The 25,716-nt window shown below is 46.4% G+C and carries 19 protein-coding genes; 12 read left to right on the top strand and 7 right to left on the bottom strand.

Going from position 1 to position 25,716, the window contains the following annotated elements; genetic code table 11:
• Window positions 1-63: 63 nt before the first annotated feature.
• The gene (locus Q4Q50_RS08320) at window positions 64-978 is read right to left on the bottom strand and encodes a L,D-transpeptidase family protein (protein ID WP_006085940.1); all 915 of its coding nucleotides are present in this window, start codon (window positions 976-978) and stop codon (window positions 64-66) included.
• A 922-nt stretch (window positions 979-1,900) separates the two neighbouring features.
• Here Q4Q50_RS08320 and Q4Q50_RS08315 point away from each other — a divergent pair.
• The gene (locus Q4Q50_RS08315) at window positions 1,901-3,631 is read left to right on the top strand and encodes a potassium/proton antiporter (RefSeq protein WP_006082903.1); all 1,731 of its coding nucleotides are present in this window, start codon (window positions 1,901-1,903) and stop codon (window positions 3,629-3,631) included.
• A 91-nt stretch (window positions 3,632-3,722) separates the two neighbouring features.
• On the opposite strand, the gene Q4Q50_RS08310 is transcribed toward Q4Q50_RS08315, so the two are convergent.
• Complete coding sequence (locus Q4Q50_RS08310) at window positions 3,723-4,649, bottom strand: LpxL/LpxP family Kdo(2)-lipid IV(A) lauroyl/palmitoleoyl acyltransferase (RefSeq protein WP_311899023.1); 927 nt, start codon at window positions 4,647-4,649, stop codon at window positions 3,723-3,725.
• A gap of 103 nt (window positions 4,650-4,752) precedes the next feature.
• Between Q4Q50_RS08310 and hldE the strand changes: the two genes are divergently transcribed.
• From hldE to Q4Q50_RS08290, 4 genes are all read left to right on the top strand, one after another.
• Window positions 4,753-6,183: a bifunctional D-glycero-beta-D-manno-heptose-7-phosphate kinase/D-glycero-beta-D-manno-heptose 1-phosphate adenylyltransferase HldE gene (gene hldE / locus Q4Q50_RS08305; protein WP_311899022.1), complete on the top strand. Its 1,431-nt coding sequence runs from the start codon at window positions 4,753-4,755 to the stop codon at window positions 6,181-6,183.
• A complete protein-coding gene (locus Q4Q50_RS08300) occupies window positions 6,180-7,007 on the top strand; it encodes a hypothetical protein (RefSeq protein ID WP_311899021.1) in 828 nt (275 codons plus the stop codon). The genes hldE and Q4Q50_RS08300 overlap by 4 nt, the downstream gene beginning before the upstream one ends.
• 151 nt (window positions 7,008-7,158) lie before the next feature.
• Window positions 7,159-7,638: a TetR family transcriptional regulator gene (locus Q4Q50_RS08295; protein WP_106649592.1), complete on the top strand. Its 480-nt coding sequence runs from the start codon at window positions 7,159-7,161 to the stop codon at window positions 7,636-7,638.
• A gap of 156 nt (window positions 7,639-7,794) precedes the next feature.
• The gene (locus Q4Q50_RS08290) at window positions 7,795-8,379 is read left to right on the top strand and encodes a hypothetical protein (RefSeq protein ID WP_220592125.1); all 585 of its coding nucleotides are present in this window, start codon (window positions 7,795-7,797) and stop codon (window positions 8,377-8,379) included.
• A gap of 197 nt (window positions 8,380-8,576) precedes the next feature.
• Here the strand turns inward: Q4Q50_RS08290 and Q4Q50_RS08285 are convergent, their stop codons facing one another.
• The 3 genes from Q4Q50_RS08285 to Q4Q50_RS08275 form a co-directional block, all read right to left on the bottom strand.
• Entirely contained in the window at window positions 8,577-8,957 is a 381-nt protein-coding gene (locus tag Q4Q50_RS08285) for a hypothetical protein (RefSeq protein WP_311899020.1), read from the bottom strand.
• 220 nt (window positions 8,958-9,177) lie between these two features.
• On the bottom strand, window positions 9,178-10,662 hold the full coding sequence (gene pntB, locus Q4Q50_RS08280; RefSeq protein WP_311899019.1) for a Re/Si-specific NAD(P)(+) transhydrogenase subunit beta: 1,485 nt from the start codon (window positions 10,660-10,662) through the stop codon (window positions 9,178-9,180).
• 11 nt (window positions 10,663-10,673) lie between these two features.
• Complete coding sequence (locus Q4Q50_RS08275) at window positions 10,674-12,200, bottom strand: Re/Si-specific NAD(P)(+) transhydrogenase subunit alpha (protein WP_311899018.1); 1,527 nt, start codon at window positions 12,198-12,200, stop codon at window positions 10,674-10,676.
• 419 nt (window positions 12,201-12,619) lie between these two features.
• Between Q4Q50_RS08275 and Q4Q50_RS08270 the strand changes: the two genes are divergently transcribed.
• The 5 genes from Q4Q50_RS08270 (at window position 12,620) to Q4Q50_RS08250 (ending at window position 20,602) form a co-directional block, all read left to right on the top strand.
• Entirely contained in the window at window positions 12,620-14,419 is a 1,800-nt protein-coding gene (locus Q4Q50_RS08270) for an assimilatory sulfite reductase (NADPH) flavoprotein subunit (RefSeq protein WP_311899017.1), read from the top strand.
• A 99-nt stretch (window positions 14,420-14,518) separates the two neighbouring features.
• Entirely contained in the window at window positions 14,519-16,216 is a 1,698-nt protein-coding gene (gene cysI, locus Q4Q50_RS08265; protein WP_311899016.1) for an assimilatory sulfite reductase (NADPH) hemoprotein subunit, read from the top strand.
• Window positions 16,209-16,991 (top strand): phosphoadenylyl-sulfate reductase, encoded by a 783-nt coding sequence (locus Q4Q50_RS08260; protein ID WP_311899044.1) that lies wholly within the window; start codon window positions 16,209-16,211, stop codon window positions 16,989-16,991. The genes cysI and Q4Q50_RS08260 overlap by 8 nt, the downstream gene beginning before the upstream one ends.
• A gap of 749 nt (window positions 16,992-17,740) precedes the next feature.
• Complete coding sequence (gene mtgA / locus Q4Q50_RS08255) at window positions 17,741-18,526, top strand: monofunctional biosynthetic peptidoglycan transglycosylase (RefSeq protein WP_311899015.1); 786 nt, start codon at window positions 17,741-17,743, stop codon at window positions 18,524-18,526.
• Between the two features lie 339 nt (window positions 18,527-18,865).
• A complete protein-coding gene (locus tag Q4Q50_RS08250; RefSeq protein WP_311899014.1) occupies window positions 18,866-20,602 on the top strand; it encodes a hypothetical protein in 1,737 nt (578 codons plus the stop codon).
• An 87-nt stretch (window positions 20,603-20,689) separates the two neighbouring features.
• Here Q4Q50_RS08250 and Q4Q50_RS08245 read toward each other — a convergent pair whose 3' ends face one another.
• Both Q4Q50_RS08245 and Q4Q50_RS08240 read right to left on the bottom strand, forming a co-directional pair.
• On the bottom strand, window positions 20,690-22,246 hold the full coding sequence (locus Q4Q50_RS08245) for a S41 family peptidase (RefSeq protein ID WP_311899013.1): 1,557 nt from the start codon (window positions 22,244-22,246) through the stop codon (window positions 20,690-20,692).
• 193 nt (window positions 22,247-22,439) lie between these two features.
• The gene (locus Q4Q50_RS08240) at window positions 22,440-23,324 is read right to left on the bottom strand and encodes a phospholipase A (RefSeq protein ID WP_311899012.1); all 885 of its coding nucleotides are present in this window, start codon (window positions 23,322-23,324) and stop codon (window positions 22,440-22,442) included.
• Between the two features lie 445 nt (window positions 23,325-23,769).
• Between Q4Q50_RS08240 and cobA the strand changes: the two genes are divergently transcribed.
• Together cobA and cysD are read left to right on the top strand one after the other, a co-directional pair.
• Complete coding sequence (gene cobA / locus Q4Q50_RS08235) at window positions 23,770-24,615, top strand: uroporphyrinogen-III C-methyltransferase (RefSeq protein ID WP_259520724.1); 846 nt, start codon at window positions 23,770-23,772, stop codon at window positions 24,613-24,615.
• 134 nt (window positions 24,616-24,749) lie between these two features.
• Complete coding sequence (cysD, locus tag Q4Q50_RS08230; protein ID WP_012586925.1) at window positions 24,750-25,658, top strand: sulfate adenylyltransferase subunit CysD; 909 nt, start codon at window positions 24,750-24,752, stop codon at window positions 25,656-25,658.
• The last annotated feature ends 58 nt before the right edge of the window (window positions 25,659-25,716 follow it).

Here is a 25,716-nt window from a genome sequence, read left to right as displayed (position 1 = left end):
TATAAATGATAAAAAAATACCCGCTGATAGCGGGTATTTTTTTAGGTGATATTTGCCAGTGAATTATTGATTAATTCGCATTGGCACACCGGTACGCTCATCGAGCAGCTTTTTGATCACAGAAGAATTTGTGTCAGCTTTAGCGATAAACTTGGCGATATCTCTAGGTAATGAAATCGCGACTGGCTCATTGGATTCAAACTCAGCCACAGTGCGAGACAGAGGTTGATGCACGGCTAAGTAGCGCTTACCGTCTGGCTCTTCAGTTGCTTTAATCGGCTGGTTCACGAATTGTACGCGGGTGCCCACAGGTACAGTCTTGAATAGATGCTCGATATCTTCATGGCGTAAACGCACGCAACCTTGGCTCACACGTAAACCGATACCGAAACTCGCGTTAGTACCGTGAATCGCATACAAGTTGCCTATATACAGTGCATACAGTCCCATAGGGTTGTCTGGACCCGCTGGCCATACTGCTGGCAGGATTTCACCCTTAGCAGCATATTCTTTACGAATGCGTGGCGTCGGTGTCCAAGTTGGATTGGCACGCTTACGTTGTACTGAGGTCACCCAGTTTTCTGGCGTGTCTTTACCAATCTGGCCAATACCAATAGGCAGGACTTCAACTGTCTTTTTGCCTTTTGGATAGTAGTACAAACGCATTTCGGCCACGTTGATCACTATGCCTTCACGGGGAGCGTTAGGCAGGATCAGTTGTAATGGAATTAACAGTTGGCTACCTGGTTTTGGCAGAAATGGATCTACACCTGGGTTAGCTTCGAGTAAGTTACTGAGACCGAGCTGGTATTTGGCTGCAATATCTTCGAGAGTGTGTTTACCCTCTGGAACCGTATAATACTGGTTCTCGCCAATTAGCCTGCTTTGGGCGGCTGGTAAAGGATATTCCGTTGCTAAAGCGGACAGACTAGGGAAAACCAAAGTCAATAATAAAGCTGTGGTGCGAAGCATACTCATAAGCGGATACTACGATTCCTGTTAATAAAAAAGCGTGTTTAACGCAGCTTTCTCTCTTAAAACGAGAGCGGCAATTTGACGAGCAAAATGCACTGGCGCGCGAAGCTCGCATCCTTCCTTATTTTGGACATTATTTCAACTGAAATATGATCCGTACAGCGTATTTATCGCTTAATTTTTGTTTTAACGGTTTTCCTCGGCGACTGAGATTGTCAGTATTTCGGCTTATCATTAAACCCTGTGCCTGCTTTATTGTTCTATGTGCTGCAAATCCCTGATCTAAGCAGCTGTGTTGCAACGCTTCTATGGTGATTGCTCCGTCTAAAATATTGACGTTATGCATAGTGTCTGTTTTTGATGGCGAATTAAGGGTGGCTGAATTGATTGGTTTTGCGAAACAGCGTTTGCGAGACTTTTTTTAAAGTACTTTTCTAACGGGGTGATGCTCAACCTGACAAAGTCCGCCTAGCTGAGCCGATTGTCGGATAAATGGAGTGAAAACAATTGGCTTGAGGGTGATGTTCGAATATTCGCCGTTTCAGTCGACATTGTTTTGTCTGGTGCTGAATTCACTATGATAACCCTAGTTTATACAGGTTTATGAGCTTAATTTAGCTTGAATGATTTAAGTTTACGTTTAGTTTGTTATTTTTAACTGTCTGATATTTATTTATTTTAATTTTTATAAGTCGTGTGAAAATGTTCTGCGGTTCTTTAGGTTTTACGTTAGCCTTTATCTCAAGGTTAATGCAAAGTTACATTTATGGCATTTTCTATGTAGATGATTGAAATTTAATATTTAACGCTCCAATAATTCGCTATTTTTGTGCTAATATAAAATCATAAAATTGTAAGTTGAGTCATTTTTAACCTCGGTGATTTGTCTATCGTTTAACTAAACAACCTGTATAAGGAGGCGTTTGTGGATGCAAATTCCATCAATAGTTTTTTTCTGATTGGCGCCTTGCTAACTGCAGTGAGTGTTTTACTCAGTCCCATGTCTTCCCGTTTGGGTATCCCGATTCTTTTGATCTTCCTCGCCGTGGGTATTTTGGCCGGTGAAGATGGCCCTGGCGGAATATTGTTTGATGATTATTCCACCGCTTATTTAGTCAGTAACTTAGCGCTAGCTATCATCTTACTCGATGGTGGAATGCGTACCCGTGTCGCCAGTTTTAGGGTGGCGCTGTGGCCTGCTTTATCGCTAGCGACCTTTGGCGTCGCTATCACAACCAGTATCACTGGCATGATGGCCGCATGGCTATTTGACTTGCATTGGTTGCAAGGTTTGCTGGTGGGCGCGATTGTGGGCTCGACCGATGCCGCTGCGGTATTTTCTTTATTGAAAGGGCGCAGTCTCAACGAGCGGGTTGGAGCAACCTTAGAAATTGAGTCCGGCAGTAACGACCCTATGGCGGTGTTTTTAACCGTGACGCTGATTGCGATTCTCGCCAATGTGGACACTGAGATGTCCTTCAGCTTTATGTTTATCAGCTTTATTAAGCAATTTGGTCTGGGTATTTGCTTAGGTTTAGGCGGCGGCTGGATGCTGTGGAAGCTGGTTAATTTGAGCAAATTAGCCGACGGCCTGTACTCTATTTTAGTCTTAAGCGGTGGTCTGATTATTTATGCTGCGTCTAACAAACTCGGCGGCAGTGGCATTTTATCGATTTACTTAGTCGGGCTTTTCCTCGGCAATAAGCCGACCCGTGGTCGCCATGCGATTTTAAACGTACTGGATGGCATGACTTGGGTCAGCCAAATCGGTATGTTCTTGGTATTAGGGTTATTGCTTACCCCTTCAGATTTAGTCGATATCCTGATCCCAGGTTTTGCACTGGCATTTGGGATGATTCTATTCGCTCGTCCTGTCGCTGTGTGGATCAGCCTATTGCCCTTTAAGAGCTTCAGCAGTCGCGACCGCTGGTTTATTTCGTGGGTAGGACTACGCGGCGCAGTGCCTATCATCTTGGCGGTATTCCCTATGATGGCGGGCTTGCCGGGTGCTCAGTTGTATTTCAACTTAGCCTTCTTCGTCGTATTAGTATCGTTACTGGTTCAAGGTGCGTCTTTGACCACTGCGGCGCGTTTAGCTAAGGTGGAACTGCCCCCAAAGCCGTTGCCCGTTTCGCGTTCGGGAGTTGAAATTTACCCGAGCAGCGAATGGGAAGTGTTTGTCTATCGTTTGAGTGAAAGTAAGTGGTGCATTGGTGAGCCGCTAAAACGCTTAGCTATGCCTGATGGAACACGGATTGCGGCGGTATTTAGGAATGACACTTTACTGCATCCGTCGGGCAGTACTCGCCTCGAAGCGGGAGATATACTCTGTGTGCTGGGTCAGGAGAAAAGTTTAGAAGCCTTGAGTAACCTCTTTAGCCAAGCGCCTGAAAATAAAGAAGTGCAACGTTTCTTCGGTGATTTCTTTATTGAAACAGATGTTAAGCTTGCGGATCTCGCACCAATTTATGGCTTGAGTTTAGATAATCTCGCCGACGATATGACAGTCGCCGATCTGGTGGTGTCACAGCTTGGTGCAAATCCAGTGCTGGGCGATCAGTTCCAATGGCAGTCGTTGCATTGGGTGGTGGCGGGGCTGTATGAAGGCAAAGTTACTAACGTGGGTATTCGTTTACCGACCGAGCATTCGCTGTAATCCCATGCGCTAGATGCTTCTTGCCATCGAAAGTCACCATAAAAAATGCCAGCTTATTTGCTGGCATTTTTGTACTCAAAGCTAATTGAGTTTATTGATATAAAGATTTGTCCGTTGGATCGGGACGGGTCTTAAAGCGGCGATGTAACCACATATATTGGGCGCGGTTTTTATCTATGATGGATTCGATAATCTTGTTACCGCGAATAGCATCGGCTAATTCATCTTCACCGGGGAAATTATCCAGCGGTGGCATCACTTCAATCCGATAGCCCTCATCACCTTCGGTACGTTCTACAAAAAAGGGTAAGACTTTGGCTTTGCCGAGTTTGGCTAACGTGGTGGCACCCGTAATCGTTGCCGCATCTGGCATAGCATAAAACGGGATAAATACCGCGCTTGATCGGCCAAAGTCTTGATCGGCCGTGTACCAAATCACATCGGGATTACGCAGGCAGCGCACCATTTGGCGCAAGTCGCGTTTAGAAACAAGCCCTTTATTCGAGCGTAAACGGCCTTTAACTTGGAGGTATTCCATCACAGGATTGTTGTGTGGGCGATAAACCCCCACGCCGGGTTGGAATTGGCCGAAGATACGTGCGCCCATTTCCAGCGGTAAACAATGCACTGCAAACAGGATAACACCGTGGCCAGCATCGAGGGTGTCTTTCACGTGTTCTTTGCCTGTGATGCTCATGTGCTGCTGCACTTTTTCATCGGACCACCACCATGCATTGATGGTATCGAAAATGGCTTTGCCCGTTTCTTCAAAGTTACGCGTGAGTAGTGCTTCTCGCTGTGCTTCTGACATTTCAGGGAAACATAGGGCCAAGTTACGGCGCGCCGTATGAGTGCGACTGCCAGCAAATTTCATCACTAAGCGCCCTAAACCTTTACCCAGTTTCATCTGCCAAGAGAGCGGTAGAAGCTGAGTTAAGCGCATTAAAAATACGCCAAACCACATGGGCCAATGCTTAGGATGATATAAAGAAGATGAAAACTCGGCTTTCTCGACCACAAAAATACTCACTACTTTTGAAAATTACTGCTTATTCTAACTCAATTTTTACTGAAAATTAGGTACAATCACGGTTTAATTTCTGCATAAAGATAAGAGCACTATGAAGGTTTCTCTGCCAGCATTTGAAAAAGCCAGAGTGTTAGTCGTCGGCGATGTGATGTTAGACCGCTATTGGGTTGGCCCAACGGGACGTATTTCCCCTGAAGCCCCCGTACCTGTGGTGAAGATTAATCAAGTCGAAGACAGACCCGGCGGCGCGGCCAACGTGGCGCTCAATATCGCGACCTTAGGTGGTCAAGTCCTACTTGCTGGGCTCGTCGGTCAAGACGATACCGCCCATGCCTTAACGCTTGGCGTGCAAACCTTAGGGGTTGAACCCCAATGGTTAACCATTGCTGACAAGCCAACCATCACTAAGTTACGGGTGTTATCACGTAACCAGCAGTTGATCCGACTCGATTTCGAAGAAGCCTTCGACAAGGCCGATAGTGTGCGTTTGCTCAAGCAATCTGAGGCTTTACTCGATTCCGTCGATGTGGTGGTGTTGTCTGACTATGCGAAGGGCGCTATCGATCAGCCGCGAGATTTTATTGCTTTAGCGCGTTCAAAAGGTGTGATGGTGTTAGTCGATCCTAAGGGCAGTGACTTTGGCCGTTATCAGGGCGCGTCATTGATTACCCCGAATATGAGCGAGTTTGAAGCCGTTGTTGGCACTGTGACCTCAGAAGCGGATCTGCTGGAAAAAGCCCGTGGCTTACTTAAGCAACATCATTTCGATGCCATCTTAGTCACCCGCTCTGAAAAGGGCATGACCTTAGTGACCGCCAATGCGCCCGAGCTGCACATTCCTACCGTTGCCCGTGAAGTCTATGACGTGACGGGTGCTGGCGATACTGTGATTTCTGCCTTAGCAACCTCATTAGCTGCGGGCGCCGATTTACCGCAGGCTTGCGCAATTGCGAATACCGCCGCTGGCGTAGTGGTCGGTAAACTCGGCACTTCTACCGTGAGCCGCATTGAGCTTATTGAAGCGTTAGCTTTGCATCATGGAGAATCGGGTTTTGGAGTGGTAAGTGAAGATCAACTCGCCTATGCATTAGAGCAAGCCAAACTGCGCGGTGAGCGTGTGGTGATGACCAATGGTTGCTTTGATATTTTGCATGCGGGCCACGTGAGTTATCTCAAACAAGCCAAAGCCTTAGGCGATCGTTTGATTGTTGCTGTAAACGATGATGCCTCGGTTAAACGCCTAAAGGGTGAGGGGCGTCCGGTCAATCAGGTGGATCGTCGTATGGCCGTGTTAGCGGGTTTAGCCTCTGTCGATTGGGTGGTGCCTTTTAGTGAAGATACGCCGCAGCGCATCATTACTCGATTGCTGCCAAATCTACTGGTTAAAGGCGGCGACTATAAGCTTGAAGATATCGCAGGCGGCGATGAAGTGATTGCCGCTGGCGGTCAAGTGCAAGTGCTGGGATTTGAGGATGGCATTTCGACCACGGCTATTATTCAAAATATCATGGCGAATCAGTGAGCTTAGTTGCTCTGGTATTCGCATCTAGCCTGTCTTGGACGCCCATCGCCGATAAGCAGGCTTTGATTTGCCCTTTACCAGAGCTTGGCGCTTGCTTGGCATTATTGCCTAAGCAAGTGTTGGCGCAGCTGCCCGCTACGTTAGATCAATTTAGGCGCGATTTAGGCCAGCGAGGCGCCATGGTCATGCCCGTCGATGACAATAAGATTGCGGGCCTAGTCTTAGTCAACGAGTTGCAGTCGCCGCAAGTGCAGTTAGCCAGTGTCGATCTCGTGACCTATCAATTACCTTTGCTCGAACAGCCGCAATTAACCCTATGGCATGAGCTCGGTCATTTGGAGAACCTCGCCCTACAAGGCACAGTATTACCGACTCAATTGAGCGCATATCAGCATGAATGGCTAGCCGATATCTATCTGGTTTGGCGTATCGCGCGGGAGCGAGGTGATTTTACCTTGGCATGGCAGCAATACCATAGACGCAATCTCGATGCGTTAACAAGTCCGCAATACTTGTCGCATTGGAGTTCGCCTATGCTGATACAAGTGTTGCACCACTATAAGGTGGCTCACGTGGCGAGTTTTGCCGATTATCGGGATTTTTTGGCGGATTTTTATCCTAAAGCCGAGCAATTAGCGCCGAGGTTATTAGGCGAGTATTCGAGCTTAATGCAACGCACTTTTGGCGCGAGTGTGTTGCAACCCCTTCCTGAATATCTATTTTGGCGAAAAGCCGAACTTGGACATTATCTACAACCCACCTTCGTTTTACTCATGGGCGAGGAAAAAGCGCATAACTGGTTGGTACAAAATTCAATGTTATGAAGGTGTTAATGAACTCTATGTTTAAGCCTGTTTTAAACTGAACCCTAGCTGAACAAAAGCGAAATACGCTGGTTGCAGCCGAGTGAACAGCAGTAATCCCTGAGCGGCTTTGGTAAGCTTTCTCCCTAAAAATAAGAGGGGAGACTTTACTATGGCTAAGCGCTCGCGAGTACAAACTGAGCAAACCATAAATCAGATTATGGATGAAGCGTTAAGACAAATTTTGACTATCGGCTTTGAGACTATGTCTTATACCACGTTATCTGAAGCAACGGGGATTAGCCGCACAGGTATTAGCCACCATTTTCCACGCAAGAGCGATTTTCTCGTTCGCTTAGATAGCCGTATTGGTAATCTATTTGTTGCGGCTCTGGATTTTTCTAGCCAAGAGGCATTAGAAACATCATGGATGCAGGCTATGCAGGAAGAGCATTACCGCGCAGTATTGAGACTGTTCTTTAGTCTTTGCGGTGGTGCCAACAATGAAATCACTCTCTTTAGAGCTGTGAGCACAGCACGTCAACAAGCGATTGCTGAGTTAGGCTTAGCGGGTGATCGCACGATCAACCATTTAATAGGCCGTACTGCTATGATGTTGTTGTCCAATTTTGATGTGGCAAAAGCAGCATAAAAGACTGATCAACAAATATAAAAATGGAGCCCGATGGCTCCTTTTTTATGGGGGGAAATCGTGATTTTTACTGAGGAAACTCATCCTTTTGTCATGTAAGATAGGCCCTTTATTGCGTTATACCGCTTTTTACTCTTGATTTGACAGGATACACATATGGACATGAACCCTAGCCCTAATGCCGCCGATGCTCCCAAACGTAACATCAAGCTCGATAATACAGAGCTCATCAAAACCAGTTTTTGGGTGAGTCAGGTCTTTATGATCATTGCGACGGTTGTCGGGGTGTATTTGGCCGCGCAGGAAGGTTTATCGCAGGCGATTAAGTTCGATAACTTAAGTAATATGCAAAACAACTATCATCTGCGCCATGCGCTCTATGATGAAGTGAGTGATAACGTGGCCACTTTGAGCCGTTATGTCGACACGGTTGAAACGGTGAGCGGTAATAGCTTAGTGAAAATGCGCCCGCAAATGGGACTGTTTGTTTGGGATAATATGCGCTATTCAGCCAATGCCCTAGAGACGCCGAGTCATATCTTGTCCGATATTCGTCGTTTTTATTTAGAGTCTGAGCAGATCATCAGTAATATTGAAACCCGCCACTACAGTGTTTCCTACGGCAAGGGCCTGCTACAAAATTTACTGAGTAAGATCCAAGAAGATACTTTGCCGAAGCTTAAAACGAATTATGAAACCCTGTCAAAAGAGCTTAACGATAACGACATTGCCGTAGACTAACGTATCTTGGCTTAGCTCCTCCCTAAACATCAGGGGTCATTCTTATCCCTGATGTTTGAATTCATTGATGAATTCAGTGTTGCTGACACCACCTCTGCATGATCTGTTTTAGTACCCCATTATTTTATGGCACTTAAGCTAATGATGAATTTAACCAGTCTTTCTCCTTCGGCATTTGTCATCAAAACCTTGTTGAGTTAGCTTAATTCCTGTCGATAGGCTTGAGTTAGTTTTTGCTGCTGTAAATAGATGCGAATCGCCAAGAAGGTTAATGTGGCAGCAATAGCAGCGCTGATGATGTGGTGAAACACTAAGTGACTTATCAGAAATGTGGGCAAGTCTTCTAAGCTGTCGATAAGGAAAAGCTTAGTGATTAAGCCGATATAGACCAGAAGATGCAGAGCCGCAGCTGTGATGAAAAGGCGTCTAAATTTCCCAATCAGTTTGATATCCAAATTGAAATGAAACCAGCGACAAAACAGATACCCACTGAGGCCGATGGCAATCGATATCCAGCCAAGTCCGAGTAATGAGGTTTTGATTAATACGCCAGACAGGATAAACAGTCCAAGTAGCATTCACTCTTTCCTTCAAATAGCGTTAGATTCTACTTCGCATTTTGACCTGCGAAAGCGATGGGGATTGTGGGCATGTAAAGCCTCACATCCTATGGGCGCGGAGACTATCTTAAAAGGCTTAAAGAAATGTGAAATGAAAAGGGAGCCTAAGCTCCCTTTTTATCATTGAAACAGTGTGTTTCGCCTAAGCGATTGCCACTCTGCTGAAATTACATCAGACTCAAAGTGCTTTTAAAATCGCTTCGACACTGGCTTTTGCATCCCCAAACAGCATTTGGGTATTTTCTTTGAAGAACAGTGGGTTTTGCACGCCGGCATAACCTGTGTTCATCGAGCGCTTAAAGCCGATAACGTTTTGTGCTTTCCATACTTCGAGCACAGGCATGCCTGCGATTGGGCTACCTGGATCTTCCATTGCCGCAGGGTTAACCGTGTCGTTCGCACCAATGACGAGTACTACGTCAGTGTCGTTAAAGTCGTCGTTGATTTCGTCCATTTCAAGCACGATATCGTAGGGGACTTTCGCTTCCGCCAGCAGTACGTTCATGTGGCCGGGTAAACGGCCTGCAACGGGGTGAATGCCGAAGCGGACTTTCACGCCAAGATCGCGCAGTCTTTTGGTGATTTCAGCGACAGGATATTGCGCCTGCGCCACTGCCATTCCGTAACCTGGGGTGATGATGACAGAGGTGGCATTTTTCAGCATATCCGCCACATCTTCGGCGTTGGTTTCACGGTATTCGCCCATTTCTTCATCGGCAGTCGAGGCCACGCCATCTGTGCCAAAGCCACCAGCTATTACAGAAATAAACGAGCGATTCATCGCCTTACACATAATGTAAGACAGAATTGCACCCGATGAACCCACTAATGCACCAACGACAATCAAGAGGTCGTTTGACAACATAAAGCCCGCTGCCGCCGCTGCCCAACCTGAGTAGGAGTTAAGCATAGACACCACCACTGGCATATCTGCGCCGCCAATCGATGCGACTAAATGCCAGCCAAAGGCGAAGGCAATCAAGGTCATCAATAGCAGTGCTGGCATAGTGCCGCCAGTTTGGACGAAGTACACCAACAGGGCGAAAGACACGAGCACTGCCACTAGGTTCAACTTGTGGCGATGTGGCAGCATCAAAGGTTTAGATGAAATCACGCCGCGTAACTTACAAAAGGCCACGATAGAACCTGTGAAGGTGACCGCACCGATGAAGATCCCGAGGAAAACTTCGACCAAGTGAATGTTAAGCATGGCGCCAGTGAGATGTTCTTTGCTGGCGGCTTTGGCCGCTTCGCTGAGGGCATCGTGCACAGCGGCGAGGGTCGTATTAATATCGCCACCGACAGCTACGACGACTTGCGACACTTCCTGTGGGTGTAAGTCGATAAAGCTGTTAAAGCCAACCAATACCGCGGCCATACCAACAAAACTGTGCAAGATGGCAACCAGTTCAGGCATTTCAGTCATTTCGACTTTTAATGCTAAACGGATACCAATCGCGCCGCCAATCACCATGGCGATTAAGATCCACGCAATACCGTTAGTATCAGGGTTGAAAATGGTAGCCAGTAGGGCGATTGCCATACCTAAGATACCGAATAAATTGCCGTGTTTTGCCGTCTCTTGCTTCGACAGTCCCGCGAGACTGAAGATGAAGAGAATGGCGGCAATAATGTAAGCTGCTGTTACCAGTCCTTGAGACACGTTAAACCCCCTTAATCCTTACGGAACATCTTCAGCATGCGCTGAGTGACGGTGAAGCCACCGAAGATGTTAATACTGGCGATCAGCACGGCGATAAACGCCAGTACAGTGACCAAAGTTGAACCCTGACCGATTTGCAGTAGGGCGCCGACCACGATAATGCCCGAAATCGCGTTAGTGACTGACATCAAAGGCGTATGCAGTGAGTGGGATACGTTCCACACAACATAATAACCCACGACGCAGGACAGCAAGAATACCGTGAAATGGGACAGGAACTCTGGCGGTGCAACCGATGCCACGGCTGCAAATCCAGCAACGCCTAAGCCGGCGAGCACGTATTTGAGCTTAGATGGCGCTTTCGGGGTGGTGTCTTTAGGCGCGATTTTCGCGGCAGGTTTTGCCGGCGCTGCAGAAACCGAAATCGGTGGTGGCGGGAAGGTCACTTCACCTTCTTTAATCACAGTCATGTTGCGCATGACCACATCATCGAAGTTGATGCTGGCAGTACCGTCTTTCTCTTTACACATTAACTTCATCAGGTTGACTAAGTTAGTGCCGTAAAGCTGTGACGATTGCGCCGGTAGACGACCGGGTAGGTCGGTATAACCAATCACTTTTACGCCGTTCGGAGTGACAAACAGCTCGCCCGATTGCGTGTATTCGCAGTTACCGCCAGTTGCAGCGGCTAAATCGACGATCACTGAGCCGCTCTTCATGCTATCGACCATAGCTTTAGTGATGAGCTTAGGCGCAGGACGGCCGGGGATCAGCGCCGTAGTGATGATGATATCGACTTCTTTGGCTTGCTCAGCAAACAGCGCCATTTCGGCAGCAATAAATTCATCCGACATGGTTTTAGCATAACCATCGGATGAGCCACCTTCTTCGTTACCAAAATCCAGTTTAAGGAACTGGCCGCCCATGGATTCGATTTGCTCCGCCACTTCTAAGCGCGTATCGAAGGCGCGCACTATGGCGCCAAGCGAACCAGCAGTACCAATGGCAGCAAGACCTGCCACACCGGCACCAATCACTAGCACTTTAGCGGGCGGCACTTTACCGGCAGCGGTAATTTGACCGGTAAAGAAACGGCCAAATTGATGCGCGGCTTCAACAACGGCACGATAACCGCCAATGTTGGCCATAGAGGAGAGAGCATCGAGTGACTGGGCACGGGAGATGCGTGGCACCATGTCCATCGCCATCACGTTGATTTTGCGTTTAGATAACTTCTCAACCAGCTCAGGGTTTTGTGCGGGCCAAATAAAGCTGACGACAGTTGCTCCGTCTTGGATTTGTTCGATTTCGGCGTCGCTTGGCGCATTGACCTTAAAAATCAGATCGGCTTGCCAAACGTCAGTTGTCACCTTCGCGCCTGCAGCTTCAAAGGCTGCATCATCGAAACTTGACAGTTGACCCGCATTGGCCTCAATAACAACTTCAAAGCCGAGTTTTTTAAGCTGCTCGACGGTGGCTGGAGTCGCGGCGACCCTAGTTTCACCGGCGAGACTTTCTCTCGGTATTCCAATCTGCATGACTACTCCCTGATGGTTTATATAATCGTTCCGCCTGCTGTGCTTCCTTCATCGTACTCAACTGCAAAATCTGTCATCGCCAGCGATTACTCGGCTGGTGATTCGAGTCAGTTCGGGCATTCAATCTAGGATGGACACTTTTTGTTTTAAAAACAAACTATTCTGTGGGCAACAGAAATTTCTGTTCGACAGGCTCATGACCATTGTGGCAATACTTTAGCTTGGCACAAGTGCATATTTCTCAAGCAGGCCGTTTCTGCACTGGTCGGATCAAAAACTTTTAACCAGTGCACACTTTTGTAGCTTAAATTTTGCACTTTGTATATTCCAAAATGGAATTAAAAATCCGATTTTATTCTTTTTTGCTTTTCTTAAACCGCGATAAGCTTGTGGACATTACACTGTCATAGGGCCGTCTCATGTTGTTAAAAGAACTTTCATCGCTGGCTTCGCCATTGTCTCAAGGACAAGTCGAGAAGCTAAAACAACTCACTTCTGAGTTAAGTGCTGTGCAACTGGCTTGGGTGAGTGGCTATCTTGCTGCCACCGCCAATGCTGGCCAACTAGCTCCCGCCACCGAAGCGCAAACTGCTCAAACAGTGACGATTCTTTATGGCAGTCAAACGGGTAATGGCCGTGGTGTCGCCAAAGCGCTCGCCGATAAAGCACAGGCGCAAGGTTATGCGGTCAATCTGGCTTCAATGGGCGAATACAATGTTCGCCAACTGAAACAAGAAACTGTGCTCTTGCTGGTGGTCAGCACTCATGGTGAAGGTGAAGCGCCGGATGACGCGATTGAATTACATAAGTTTTTAGCATCGAAACGTGCGCCTAAGTTAGACAATCTACATTACTCAGTACTTGCGCTGGGGGATTCAAGTTATGAATTCTTCTGCCAAACCGGTAAAGACTTTAGTACTCGTTTAGCGCTACTGGGTGCTAAGTCATTGTTACCTTTGATTGAATGCGATGTGGACTATGAAGCCGCCGCGGGCCAGTGGCACGCCGATGTATTAGAGGCCGTTAAGCCGCTTATCGAAACCTCGTCCGCCAGTGTGGTATCTATCGGTACCGCTAAAACGATTGGCGAAAGCGAGTTTACTAAGCAAAACCCCTATAGCGCTGAAGTGCTAGCGAGCCAAAAAATTACCGGCCGCGGTTCAGACCGAGATGTGCGCCACGTTGAAATTGACCTTGGCGACTCAGGCTTAAGCTATCAAGCGGGTGATGCCCTCGGTGTGTGGTTTAGCAATAATGAAGTGTTAGTCGATGAAGTCTTAGCGGGTCTGTCATTGGCCGCCGATGAGTTAGTAACCCTAGGCACAGAATCTTTGACCCTTAAGCAAGCTTTGCTTGAGAAGAAAGAGCTGACTCAGTTGTATCCTGAATTAGTCAAAGCATGGGCCGAACTGAGCGGCAGTGCTGAACTGTTGGCATTGAGCGAAGATAAAGAACAAGTGCGTCAGTTTATCCTTAAGCATCAATTTGCGGATTTAGTCGCCCAGTATCCGTTAACAAATAGCGCTGTCACGTTAAGCGCGGCAAGATTGCTTGAGTTACTGCGCCCATTAACCCCAAGACTTTACTCTATCGCCTCAAGCCAAAGTGAAGTGGAAACCGAAGTCCATTTAACCGTGGCGTTAGTGGAAGATGAGCGTCACGGCGCGGCCCGTTTTGGCGGCGCGTCACACTTCTTAGCCTCTGCGCAGGAAGGCACTCAGGTTAAGGTTTATGTTGAGCCTAATAAGCATTTCCGTTTACCCGAGAATCCAGAAACACCGGTCATTATGGTTGGCCCAGGCACAGGTGTTGCGCCGTTCCGTGCCTTTATGCAGGAGCGCGTAGCACAAGGGATCCAAGGCGATAGCTGGTTATTCTTCGGCAATCCACACTTTGAGCAGGATTTCTTGTATCAAACTGAGTGGCAACAGTATTTGAAAAATGGTGATTTAAGCCGTATCGACGTGGCGTTCTCACGCGATCAAGCCCATAAAGTTTATGTGCAGCACCGTATTAAAGAACAAGGCCAAGCCCTGTGGCAATGGTTGCAAAACGGCGCGCATCTGTACATTTGTGGTGATGCTGAACGTATGGCAAAAGATGTTCACCAAGCCTTGATTGAGGTAGCAGTCGAAGTCGGTGGTTTGAATCCCGAAGCTGCTGAAGCCTATTTTGAAACACTGCGCAGCGATAAGCGTTACCAAAAAGACGTGTATTAATCTCAACCGTTGCGCATATAAGAAACGCATAAGAATAGCCAAAGCTGCACACGTGATGACCAGTGCAGTCAGCGAACCGAATTTGAAGAGGCAGTTGCCATGAGTGAGCAAAAGTTAGCGTTAAACGAATACCTAAAGACCGACAGTGATTACCTGCGCGGTACGATCAAAGAAGGCTTAGATTCTGCGGTAACCGGCAGTTTCAGTGACGGCGATCAGCAGCTGATCAAATTCCACGGCTTCTATCAGCAGGATGACCGCGATTTACGTAACGAACGTAAAGAGCAAAAACTCGAACCTTTATACAGCTTTATGTTGCGTGCCCGTGTACCTGGCGGTATTTGTTCTCCACAGCAATGGTTAGGTGTAGATAAAATTGCGTCGACCTTAACCAGCTCAAACAGCATACGTTTAACGACCCGTCAAACCTTCCAATACCACGGTATTCCTAAGCGTAACTTGAAGACCATTATTCAAGACTTAGATCGTGAAGCGCTGGATTCGATTGCCGCTTGTGGTGACGTTAACCGTAACGTGATGTGTAACCCCAATCCGGTGGAATCGAAACTGCACGAGCAGGCCTATGCGGTGGCGAAACAACTGTCTGATCATCTGCTGCCACACACGCGTGCTTATGCCGAAATTTGGTTAGACGAAGAAAAGTTACTCTCAACCGAAGATGAAACCGTTGAACCTGTATATGGCAAAACTTATCTGCCACGTAAGTTCAAAATGGCGGTTGCGGTTCCTCCCGATAACGATGTTGACGTTTACACTAACGATTTAGGCTTTATCGCGGTTGCTGAAAACGGCGAGCTGGTTGGCTTTAACTTAACGGCGGGCGGCGGCATGGGCTCGACCCACGGCGAAGTGGAAACCTTCCCACGTCTGGCTGACGACTTTGGTTTTATTAAAACTGAAGACGTAATGAAGTTTGCTGAAGCTGTCATGACAGTGCAACGCGACTGGGGTAATCGTGTTAACCGTAAACGCTCACGCCTTAAATACACTATCGTCGACCATGGCTATGAGCAGTTTAAAGCCGAAGTCGAACTGCGCGCTGGGGTGAAGTTTGAGCCTAAGCGTGATGTAGTGATTGGCGATCGCGGCGATCGTTATGGTTGGGTTGAAGGTGTTGACGGGAAATGGCATTTAACCTTATTTATCGAAAGCGGCCGCATTAAAGATTTACCGGGTCAAACCCTGCAAACGGGACTGCGTGAAATAGCTAAGATCCACAAAGGCGATTTCCGCATGACCTCGAATCAAAACATGATCATCGCAGGTGTAGCGGTAGAAGATAAAGCCACGATTGAAGGCTTAGCCCGTAAACACGGACTACTGGGCCAAGTGTTGACGCAAACCCGCGGTCATTCGATTGCCTGTGTGGCCTTGCCGACGTGTCCATTAGCAATGGCGGAAGCTGAGCGTTACTTCCCTGAGTTTATCGATCATATCGATGCGCTGCAGGCAAAACACGGCATCAGTGAGCAAGCGATTGTGGTGCGGATGACGGGTTGTCCAAACGGTTGTGCACGTCCATTTGCCGCTGAAATTGGGCTTGTAGGTAAAGCGCCAGGCCGTTACAACTTGTACTTAGGCGCAAGCTTTGAAGGGACTCGTCTGAACAAGATGCACAGAGAAAATATCCAAGAGGCGGAAATTCTCGCCGAATTGGATACCCTGTTTGGCCGCTACGCCGTTGAGCGTGATGCAGGCGAAACCTTTGGTAACTTCACCGTCCGCGTAGGCGTTGTGAAGGCGGTGATTGATGCCGCTAAGGATTTTCATGGTTGATCTTGAGCAAAAAACCAGTGATACAGTGCCGACTGTGGTCAGCACGGCCGAGTTAACGGCGCTATTGAGTGCGCCTAAGGCCGAGCAAGCGATAGAGCTTGAACGCATAAATCAGTTCTTAGCTGGATTAAGCGCACAAGAGCGAGTGTTGTGGGGCTTAACTTATTTGCCCGGTAATCATGCACTGTCGTCAAGTTTTGGTATTCAAGCCGCAGTGATGCTGCATATGGTGAGCCAGGCACAGGCGAATATTCCGGTTATCCTCACGGATACAGGGTATTTGTTCCCTGAAACCTATCAGTTTATCGATGAGCTGACACAGCGTTTATCACTGAATGTAAAAGTATATCAAGCAGTGATGACAGCTGCATGGCAAGAGGCACGCTTTGGTAAGTTGTGGGAGCAAGGGTTAGACGGGCTAGAGCAATACAACCGTTTAAACAAAGTTGAGCCTATGCAACGCGCCTTAGCCGAGCTTGACGTCGGTACTTGGTTTGCAGGGCTGAGACGTAGCCAAGCCAGCACTCGTGAGGCGCTGCCGATACTGGCGATTCATGGCACTCGCTTTAAGTTACTGCCGATTATCGAGTGGTCGAATAAAGATGTGCACCTATATTTGACTCAATTTGACTTGCCGTACCACCCACTTTGGGATCAAGGCTATGTTTCTGTTGGTGATACCCATTCGAGTAAACCACTTGAATTAGGGATGACAGAGGAAGAAACGCGCTTTAATGGGCTGAAACGTGAGTGTGGCCTGCATTACGATATCTAGTCATCTTATTGATTTAAAATATTAAACGCCTCAATTGCCATTGGGGCGTTTTATATTTCTGTATGATAAGCGTTATCTTTGGTTGAATTTAATACTCTGGATTGACGATAAAGCGAATCGATGTCATTTAAGCGTCATTTCACTGAGATATATTGATATTCATAGGGTTAGTGTTAGTGGCTCTTTAAAGTATAAAAATGTTGTACATTTTTACTCACAGAGTTATGCACATTGGTTAAGCCTGAACTATATTTTGAAGTTCCCGTAGATGGTTTTGAGGGATTTTACTGTGAAATTGACATGATTCATGTCTTTTCCGAGGTTAAGTGGTTGTATATCGGTATTTATGGGCTGGGTTTGCTGTGTATTGATATCATTCGACTGGATGCAGTGAAATCGTTAAAAACCTGACTCGCAGCTGCGAGTAACAAGCTGTTTGATTGACTTGCTAGCCCTCGTTAATCAGTCATTGCAACCTCGGTCAGCTGTCGTCAAAGCTGCCGAGGTCAAGTTAAGTTAAGCCCTCGCCATATTCAATAGTGATTTGTTATTGTGGTTATTTCTCTGCCTATCTTTGATTATCGAGTAAGATATCCTTGGTATTTCCTCCATTGTCGTAGCATGATCGGCCCGCAACTTCCTTAGTGCTTTAAACGGTTTTCTAATAAGCCTTGGACGTTGTAAAGAATGCCTAATGGATTAGCTTAACTGGATATCAGAAACGAGAGTGCGCGGATGAGATGGTGTAAATGACGGCTCCTTTATATGCGATGCGAGATCATGTCAGGCGTCCTAGTGCCAATAAGTCGAGTAGTCCTGCTCCTCAGAGGCGTAAGCGTGGCTTTCGTCGTTTATTGTCTTGGCTATTCAAGGGATTAGTATGGGCATTAATTGGCTCAATCTTATTGGTTATTCTACTCAGATTCGTTAATCCACCCATGTGGACTTGGCGGATTGAACGCGCCTTATTTCCACCTGCACCTATGGGGGAAGTTATGCATCAGTGGCGCGATTTAGCGCACATTTCTCCTGAGTTACAATTGGCGGTGATCGCCGCAGAAGATCAACGTTTTGCCGAGCATACGGGATTCGATTTAGCCGCGATAAGCTCGGCGCTGAAATACAATCAGAAAGGCACTAAAGTTCGCGGAGCCAGCACCTTAAGTCAGCAGGCGGCGAAAAACCTGTTTATGTGGTCTAGCCGCAGTTTTTTTCGTAAGGGATTAGAAGCTTGGTTTACCTTAATGATGGAACTGACTTGGGATAAGTCGCGCATCCTTGAAGTGTATTTAAATATCGTCGAATTTGGTCCAGGTATTTACGGCGCCGAAGCGGCATCAAAGCATTATTTTGGAAAGTCTGCGGCAAAACTCACCCAATATGAGGCTTCATTACTCGCAGCTATCTTACCCAATCCTTGGCGTTATAAAGTGTCACCTCCGTCGTCCTATGTGCAGCAGCGTTCCGCTTGGATCCGCAAACAAATGCGCCAGTTAGGTGACGTCACGCTTAAAAAAGTCCACGAAGCGGGATGAAGGTCTGACGTGTGAGTTTTGCCCAGATGCATTTATGTGTCATTGGGCACTTTGTTAATCGTCGACGACTTAAAGATCTTTTATTACTGAATTGAAATAAGATTGGAAACCTGTTGAATTAAGGTTAACGCTGATGCGTTTTAACGGTTTGATTCCCTATCCTGTTCGCTTCTGTATCGGTTTAATGTTAAATTATCGGGCAAAATTTATACCTTAGTTTTCTGATTTTGCATTATCTGCGTAAGGGATATGTAAGAGCGGATAAATATTCAAATACCTAGGGATTACTTTAGGTATTGATTTCATAAAATTGAATTGTCATTAAATGGAGTTTCTTAAATGAAAAAGATTGTGATTGCCGCGGCAATTATTGCAGCTGGTGCGGGTGGTTATTGGTATACGCAGAATGGTGCTGGCTCTAGTGCCTCTGCAAATCCTTTGCTCGACTATGTGCCTGCTGATACGCCGATATTTTCGGGTCAGCTAAAACCCTTCCCGTTGAAAGCGTATTTACAGTCTATTTCTGGAAATTATCAGCAATATCCAAGTAACGCGCTTGCCGAATTTGGTGAGCTGGATAGCCCTATGGGTAAGTTCTTCGTCAGCATTTATCAGCAGTATATGGATGGCATTAAAGATCCAGCCTTACTGTTGAAAACCTTTGGTTTTCCTGATGAAATTAAACCATATTTCTATACTCTAGGTGCTTTGCCTGTATTCAAGATTGACGTCAATCAAGCGGATGCATTTTGGGCTGCATTAGATAAAGCCGAAAAAGACAGTGGCGTGACCCACGAAATGCGTAAAGTGGGTGATGTTGATTATCGCGCTTATGCATTATCGGATGAAGCTTCAACTGAAAAAGCTGATCTGTTATTTGCCCAAAAAGATGGCATATTAACGATTACTTTCAGCACTTCTATTACCGAGCCTGAATTATTAGAAATGGCATTCGGTATTAAGAAGGCGCCGCAGTCATTAGCCGCTTCTGGCATATTGGACGATATTATTAAGACCCATGGTTTTAAAGATGACAGCATCAGCTTTATCAACCATGTGGAAATTGTAAAGGCGTTGACCTCAGCCGATAGCAATATGTTATCTAAGCAATTGACGAAGTTTTTTGCTAATGAAAGCGTCGGTGAAGATCCATTAGCGCAAATTAGAACACCTGAATGTCGCACCGAATTAACCGCCATTGCTGCTAATTGGCCGCGCACGGTTGCGGGTTTAACCGCGTTTTCTGTGACAGAAAAAGAAAGCCATATGGCGGCCTCATTTGTGGTTGAAACTAAGAATCAACCAATTCTTGCGGCAATGCAAAAGATGCGTGGCTTTATTCCTGCACATCTGGCGGATATCGACAGCACTATCTTCTCTATGGGCATAGGCTTAGATGTCAACGAAGTTGCACCTTCATTAACGGCTATTTGGGATGATCTGCAAAAGCCGCAATTGACCTGTGCGCCACTGGCAGAGTTGCAAGCAGAGTTGAGCCAACAGAGCCCAGCTATGCTAGGCATGTTCACAGGCATGGCGAACGGTGTGAAAGGCATGAGCGTTTCATTGCTCGACTTTAAAATGAGCACACAAGATCAAGAGCCTAAGTTAGAAAGCTTAGATGCGTTAGTCAGCCTCAGCGCCGAAAACCCATCTATGTTGTTCAATATGGTGAAGCCTTTTGCACCTATGTTGGCCGAATTGCAATTAGCCGATAACGGCGATGCCACTGACTTATCACCCATATTGATGTTGCCTCCTGAGTTAGGTGTTAAGCCTATGCTCGCGATTAAAGGTCAGCATTTAGTGGTGTATAGCGGTGATAAAGGTCTGGCGTTGGCAAACAAATTAGCGGGCGAGAAACTGTCTGCGAATGGCATGTACAGCTTATCTGCTGACTACGGCAAGATGTTCACTCCAATGCTGACGTTGTTAGAAATGAGCGGCGAGCCAATCCCTGAAGAAATGAAAATGCTTAAAGATTACAACATGCGAGTTCAAATGAGCTTTGATGTGAATAAGCAAGGTTTGGTTATAGGTTCAGTTGCCAATTCTAAAGCGACTGAAAAGAAATAATTCTAGAATCCATTCTTTAGCTAACTGATATCAGTTAACGAATCAATGTTTGAAATGAGCCAGCAGATTGCTGGCTCTTTTTTTGATTCAATTCAGCTTAGCTTGAGCTAGCTTAGTGGGTTGTGATGTTTGAATTATCTGAGTTTTTGGTTTAGCGGAACGCACTAAACTCACTAATCCTTGCCATTGAATATCACTGTTTTGGGGAAGCCAAATATCGGGCTCAGTCCCAGCACCTGACAAGAGTTTTCCCTGTGCGTCATAGGTCAATGAACTACTGAATCTTATGTCTAATTCACTGTTTGGCAGTTTAAAATGGTACTGTCGAGCAAAGTCGCCCGAGGTTTTTTCACCAATCAAATTCGCCCTAGACCAAGATTTAGTGCGATAGGCAATCCACTCACATTCTTGGCGGCATTTGGGACTCACGAGCAGTGCTAAGCGATTTCGCCCTTCAGGAGTCACCGCAGGTTTAGTGCGAACGTACCAAGGGCTGAATTTATCTTCATCGACTGAGGGTAAGTTGCGGGTGAGGGATTTTAGTCGAGGCACACTGTATTCGAGCGCATCTAAAGGCTTAAAGTTGAGTGGCTGCAGATAGTCATTTCTCAGTTCCGGTGAGCGGCGATAGTGTGCAAATCCCATCACGTTCGGCGCTAAAGTGTTATTTAAATCAGTATCTTGATATCGCGATAATAGGGTCAATAACTTTGGGCTAAAACCACTAGCATCACGTAAGTCGATGATCAGTAATGGATGCGTCATACCCTTGAGCAGTTCTTGCTGTAGATCTCTATTCAATTCAAAGGCGTACAGATCGCTGATCTTCAGTTTGACCGTAGTATTATTAACCGTCTCTAATTGATGTGGAACGTCTTGAAATTCGGTGCGCTCAAACTGAGATAACTGATTAATGAATTCAAAAACACTCATATCTTGTGTCTGATCTTCTTGATTATTTTCCACTAATTGAGTCTGCGGTTCGTGGCTTGGCAGGGCGAGGGTCACCTGCTGGGTTTGCAGATCATCATTAATCAGCGTAATGAGCACATAGGGCTTGATGCTGAGGCCTAAATCTTCACGCAATAGGTTAAGTTTTTTCAGCCAAGGTAACTGCATTTCTTGGCTCTGTTTTGCAGGTTCAGGTAAATAGGCTTGGCTGGCTGCTACCCATTTACTCATAGGTAAACCGTCGATATGAGTCACAAAGGGAAAGTCGTTGTTGATTGGACTATTACTGCTATCTAAGGCTAACCACTGGTCGTTAAGTGGTCGTAAGGTTAACGGGAGTTCGCCGCTTTGAGCGTTGAAGTTGTGTACTTGAGCACCGGGATCTTTGAGGCTATTGAGTAGTTTAGTGATTTCAGCGGCAAAGCGGTCATTGGGAGTGATGTCTTGGTACTGCTCGACAATCAGGCTCGCCATATATTTGAGTTGCGGACTGGCTTTGTCGGGCGTTAACGCATAAAACGCCGAGTGTTGCTCGATTTGATCCAATAAGGCATAGAGATCTTGGCGTACCTCTTGCGCATTAAGCATAGGTGCAGTGTTATCTTTTGGCACAGCAAAAAACGCGAGCTTAAGTAAGCTCGCGAAAATAATGACACTGAGTAGCACGACTATGCTGCGGTAGCTAAAACTCATATTCCTCCATGATGTTAAGGCGTAGCTTCAGGGCACAAAAAGGTGTGCGACTATCGGCTTAAATGCCATTCGGATCAATGTAAATCGTCCCGCTGAGTCATAAACTCAGGTCCATCTGAGCAATTTAGCAGCAGGTTTTGTAGATTAGCAGCAAATTATGGCTGATTTTTGTACTCTGTCACTTTTATATTTGCTACAGAATATCGTTGAGCGAAATCCCGATACCAATACGTTGGTTGTGATAGTTGTAATCGATTAGGCTCTCGCCATAGCCATTAAAGTATTGAGTATAAAGGCGTAAGTTGCCGACGATAGGATAACTCCAGGTTACTTCTGCTGAACCTCTGTCGATATCTTCTAGGTTTGTTTTAAGGGTTAAGGTGAATCTATGTTCATCGATACCATAGACACCAATAAACTCAGCTCTGCCTATGTAGTCATCAATATTGGGATTATCGTCACCGCGAGCTTGATGCGGATCGGTTTTTTCATCCTCAGGAATACGCCACCAGACTTTGGTTGAAAAGGCGAGTGGACCGGCATCAAAAATCATAGTGGCATAGAGTCGATTCCAGCTGCGAGAAAGCGGTCCTGATTTACCATTTGATTGATGCACAGCACCAACGCCCCAAAAGGAATTGGTCACACTGCCGATTTTCCAATCGTTATTAAACAGCATAAAGACTTCAGGCTCGTGATTGGTTTCACGGAACGGAGATGAGGTGTCTTTGTTATAAACCTGCCAATAGGATTGATTGGTATAGGCAAAGAATAAATGACCATTATCACCAAAGACATTGTACCAAATAGGGAATTTGAAACTGATTTGAAACTTAGCCTCGAACTCATCCAAAGTGTAGGGATTGATGAGGGCATCTTCAGCGAACGGTGCCATGTTGGGATCTGGGCTATAGGTCGCAGGTAAAATGTAATTCACTTTATGGGGTGTAATCACAAAAGGCAGTTCTGCCGTGGCAAGTTCATCTTTGACTCTTCCTTCTACTAATGATTCTTCGGCATTTATACTCGTACAAGCTAATAGCCCAGCCATTGCAATACCTGAATAAAGTCGTTTCATCGGCCCTCCTTGATGTGCTTATTTGTGTATTTGTCAGTCGTACTCAACAAAGATAGTTATGCCCAGCTTAACATTAGAAAGTGAATTTATGGTTATGGAAAAATTCTGCGTCATTTGGTGACAATTTATCTTGTTAGTGAGGTTTTCGCCCTGTTAGGGCTGGTTTGGGTAGAATTTTTGGCAATAACATAGTGCCAGAATCACACACTTAGCTGAGCGGTGTTCGTTTTATACAACAGATGAATCCATATTAAGTTATTTAAATTCAACTGGTTATTGGTGTTTTGTGGCGTTTTTGATTTTGAAACTCAATATTTTTCCACTTTAAATCGACGTCAGTGATTTCTTTTATATCTAAATGATATAAAAACTAATAATTATCTATTTATTATGGAATATAAGACGCGCTATATTTCTACTGACTAAAGTGATCTTGGGGATACTGATGGAAATTTTATCTTTACCGGGCCAAGCGGCCAAAGGCAAAGTCTGGCTGGTGGGTGCAGGTCCTGGTGACGTTGAGTTATTGACGTTAAAGGCATGGCGCATCCTTAAAACTGCAGATGCTGTGCTATACGACGCTTTAGTCAGTCAAGATATCCTAGCTCTTATTCCTAAAGACGCTGAAAAGATTGCCGTAGGTAAACGTGCGGGTAAGCATAGCGCTGCACAGGACGAGATTAATCAGTTACTCGTTACTAAAGCCTACACCCGTAAAAATGTGGTGCGTCTTAAGGGCGGCGATCCTTTTATTTTCGGTCGCGGTGGCGAAGAGTTGCAAACCTTAGTCGAAGCGGGGGTTGAGTTTGAGGTCGTCCCCGGTATTACCGCCGCCAGCGGCACATCGGCCTATGCGGGAATTCCCCTGACCCACAGAGACCATGCCCAAGGCGTCACTTTTATCACCGGTCATTGTCAGTTAGAGAGTCGCCCTATGGATTGGCAAGGTTATGCTAATCCTAACAATACCTTAGTCGTGTATATGGGGATTCTTAACGCCGGCATTATTCGCCAAGGTTTAGTCGATGCGGGCCGAAGCCCTGACACTCCCGTCGCGATAGTGTCAAAGGCGACCACTAAAGAGCAACGTCGTTTTATCGGCCGTTTAGGTGAGCTCGAACAGCTTGCCGCCGATCCTGAATTACAAATGCCAGCCTTGATGATCATAGGTGAAGTGGTTGCGCTGAGTGACACTTTGCATTGGTTCAACCCTGAAGCGGTTGAATCGACTCAAGCCAGTGATGAGCAGACTCAATCGGTTAGAGTCTCGGCCGCCGCGTCGATAAGCTAAGCCGCAAACAGTTAAAGATACTTAGCAGTTAAAGATACTAAGAGTTAAAGATGCTAAGTAGTTAAAGATATTAAGAAAATTAAGCTAACCCATGCTGTAGTGATGCAGCGAATTTAAGGTAAACGGAGAATAGTATGGCCGGGCGTGAATTAAGCCACTTACAACAACTGGAAGCCGAGAGCATCCAGATCATTCGTGAAGTTGCAGCCGAATTCGATAATCCTGTGATGTTGTATTCCATCGGGAAAGATTCTTCCGTTATGTTGCACTTAGCGCGTAAAGCCTTTTATCCGGGCAAGATCCCGTTTCCGTTGCTGCATGTCGATACGGGTTGGAAATTCAAAGAGATGATCGCGTTTCGTGATGCCCAGGCAAAGAAATTTGGCTTTGAGTTACTGACGCACATCAACCCAGAAGGGTTGGCGCAGGGGATTAACCCTTTCGACCATGGCAGTGCGAAACACACTGACATCATGAAAACCCAAGGTTTAAAGCAAGCACTTAATCAATACGGTTTTGATGCCGCTTTCGGTGGGGCTCGCCGCGATGAAGAAAAATCTCGCGCCAAAGAGCGTGTGTATTCGTTCCGCGACCGTCACCACAGATGGGACCCTAAAAACCAACGTCCAGAATTGTGGCGCACCTATAACGGCGCTGTGAACAAGGGCGAAAGTATTCGCGTGTTCCCGTTATCTAACTGGACTGAGCTGGATATTTGGCAATATATCTATCAAGAAAACATTGAGTTAGTGCCTTTGTATTTTGCGGCTAAACGTCAAGTTGTTGAGCGTGGTGGTCAGTTAATCATGGCCGATGACGAGCGGATGAAGTTAGCCGAAGGCGAGCAGTTTAAAGAAGAATTGGTGCGTTTTAGAACCTTAGGTTGCTACCCACTTACTGCCGCCATGCATTCTGAGGCCGACAGCCTAGAGAAGATTATTGAAGAAATGCTGTTAACCCGTTCAAGCGAGCGTCAGGGTCGATTGATCGACTCAGATCAAAGTGCCTCGATGGAGCAGAAGAAGCGTCAAGGCTACTTCTAATCTCGGCAAGGTTAACCCTATTTCGCGAAGGTGGCGCAAGTAAAGCGCGACCTTCAGC

The sequence above is a fragment of the Shewanella scandinavica genome, assembly GCF_031932065.1.
Lineage (GTDB): Bacteria > Pseudomonadota > Gammaproteobacteria > Enterobacterales > Shewanellaceae > Shewanella > Shewanella baltica.
Note: the sequence above shows the minus strand (reverse complement) of the source record. Positions and strands in the feature narration are given on the sequence as shown.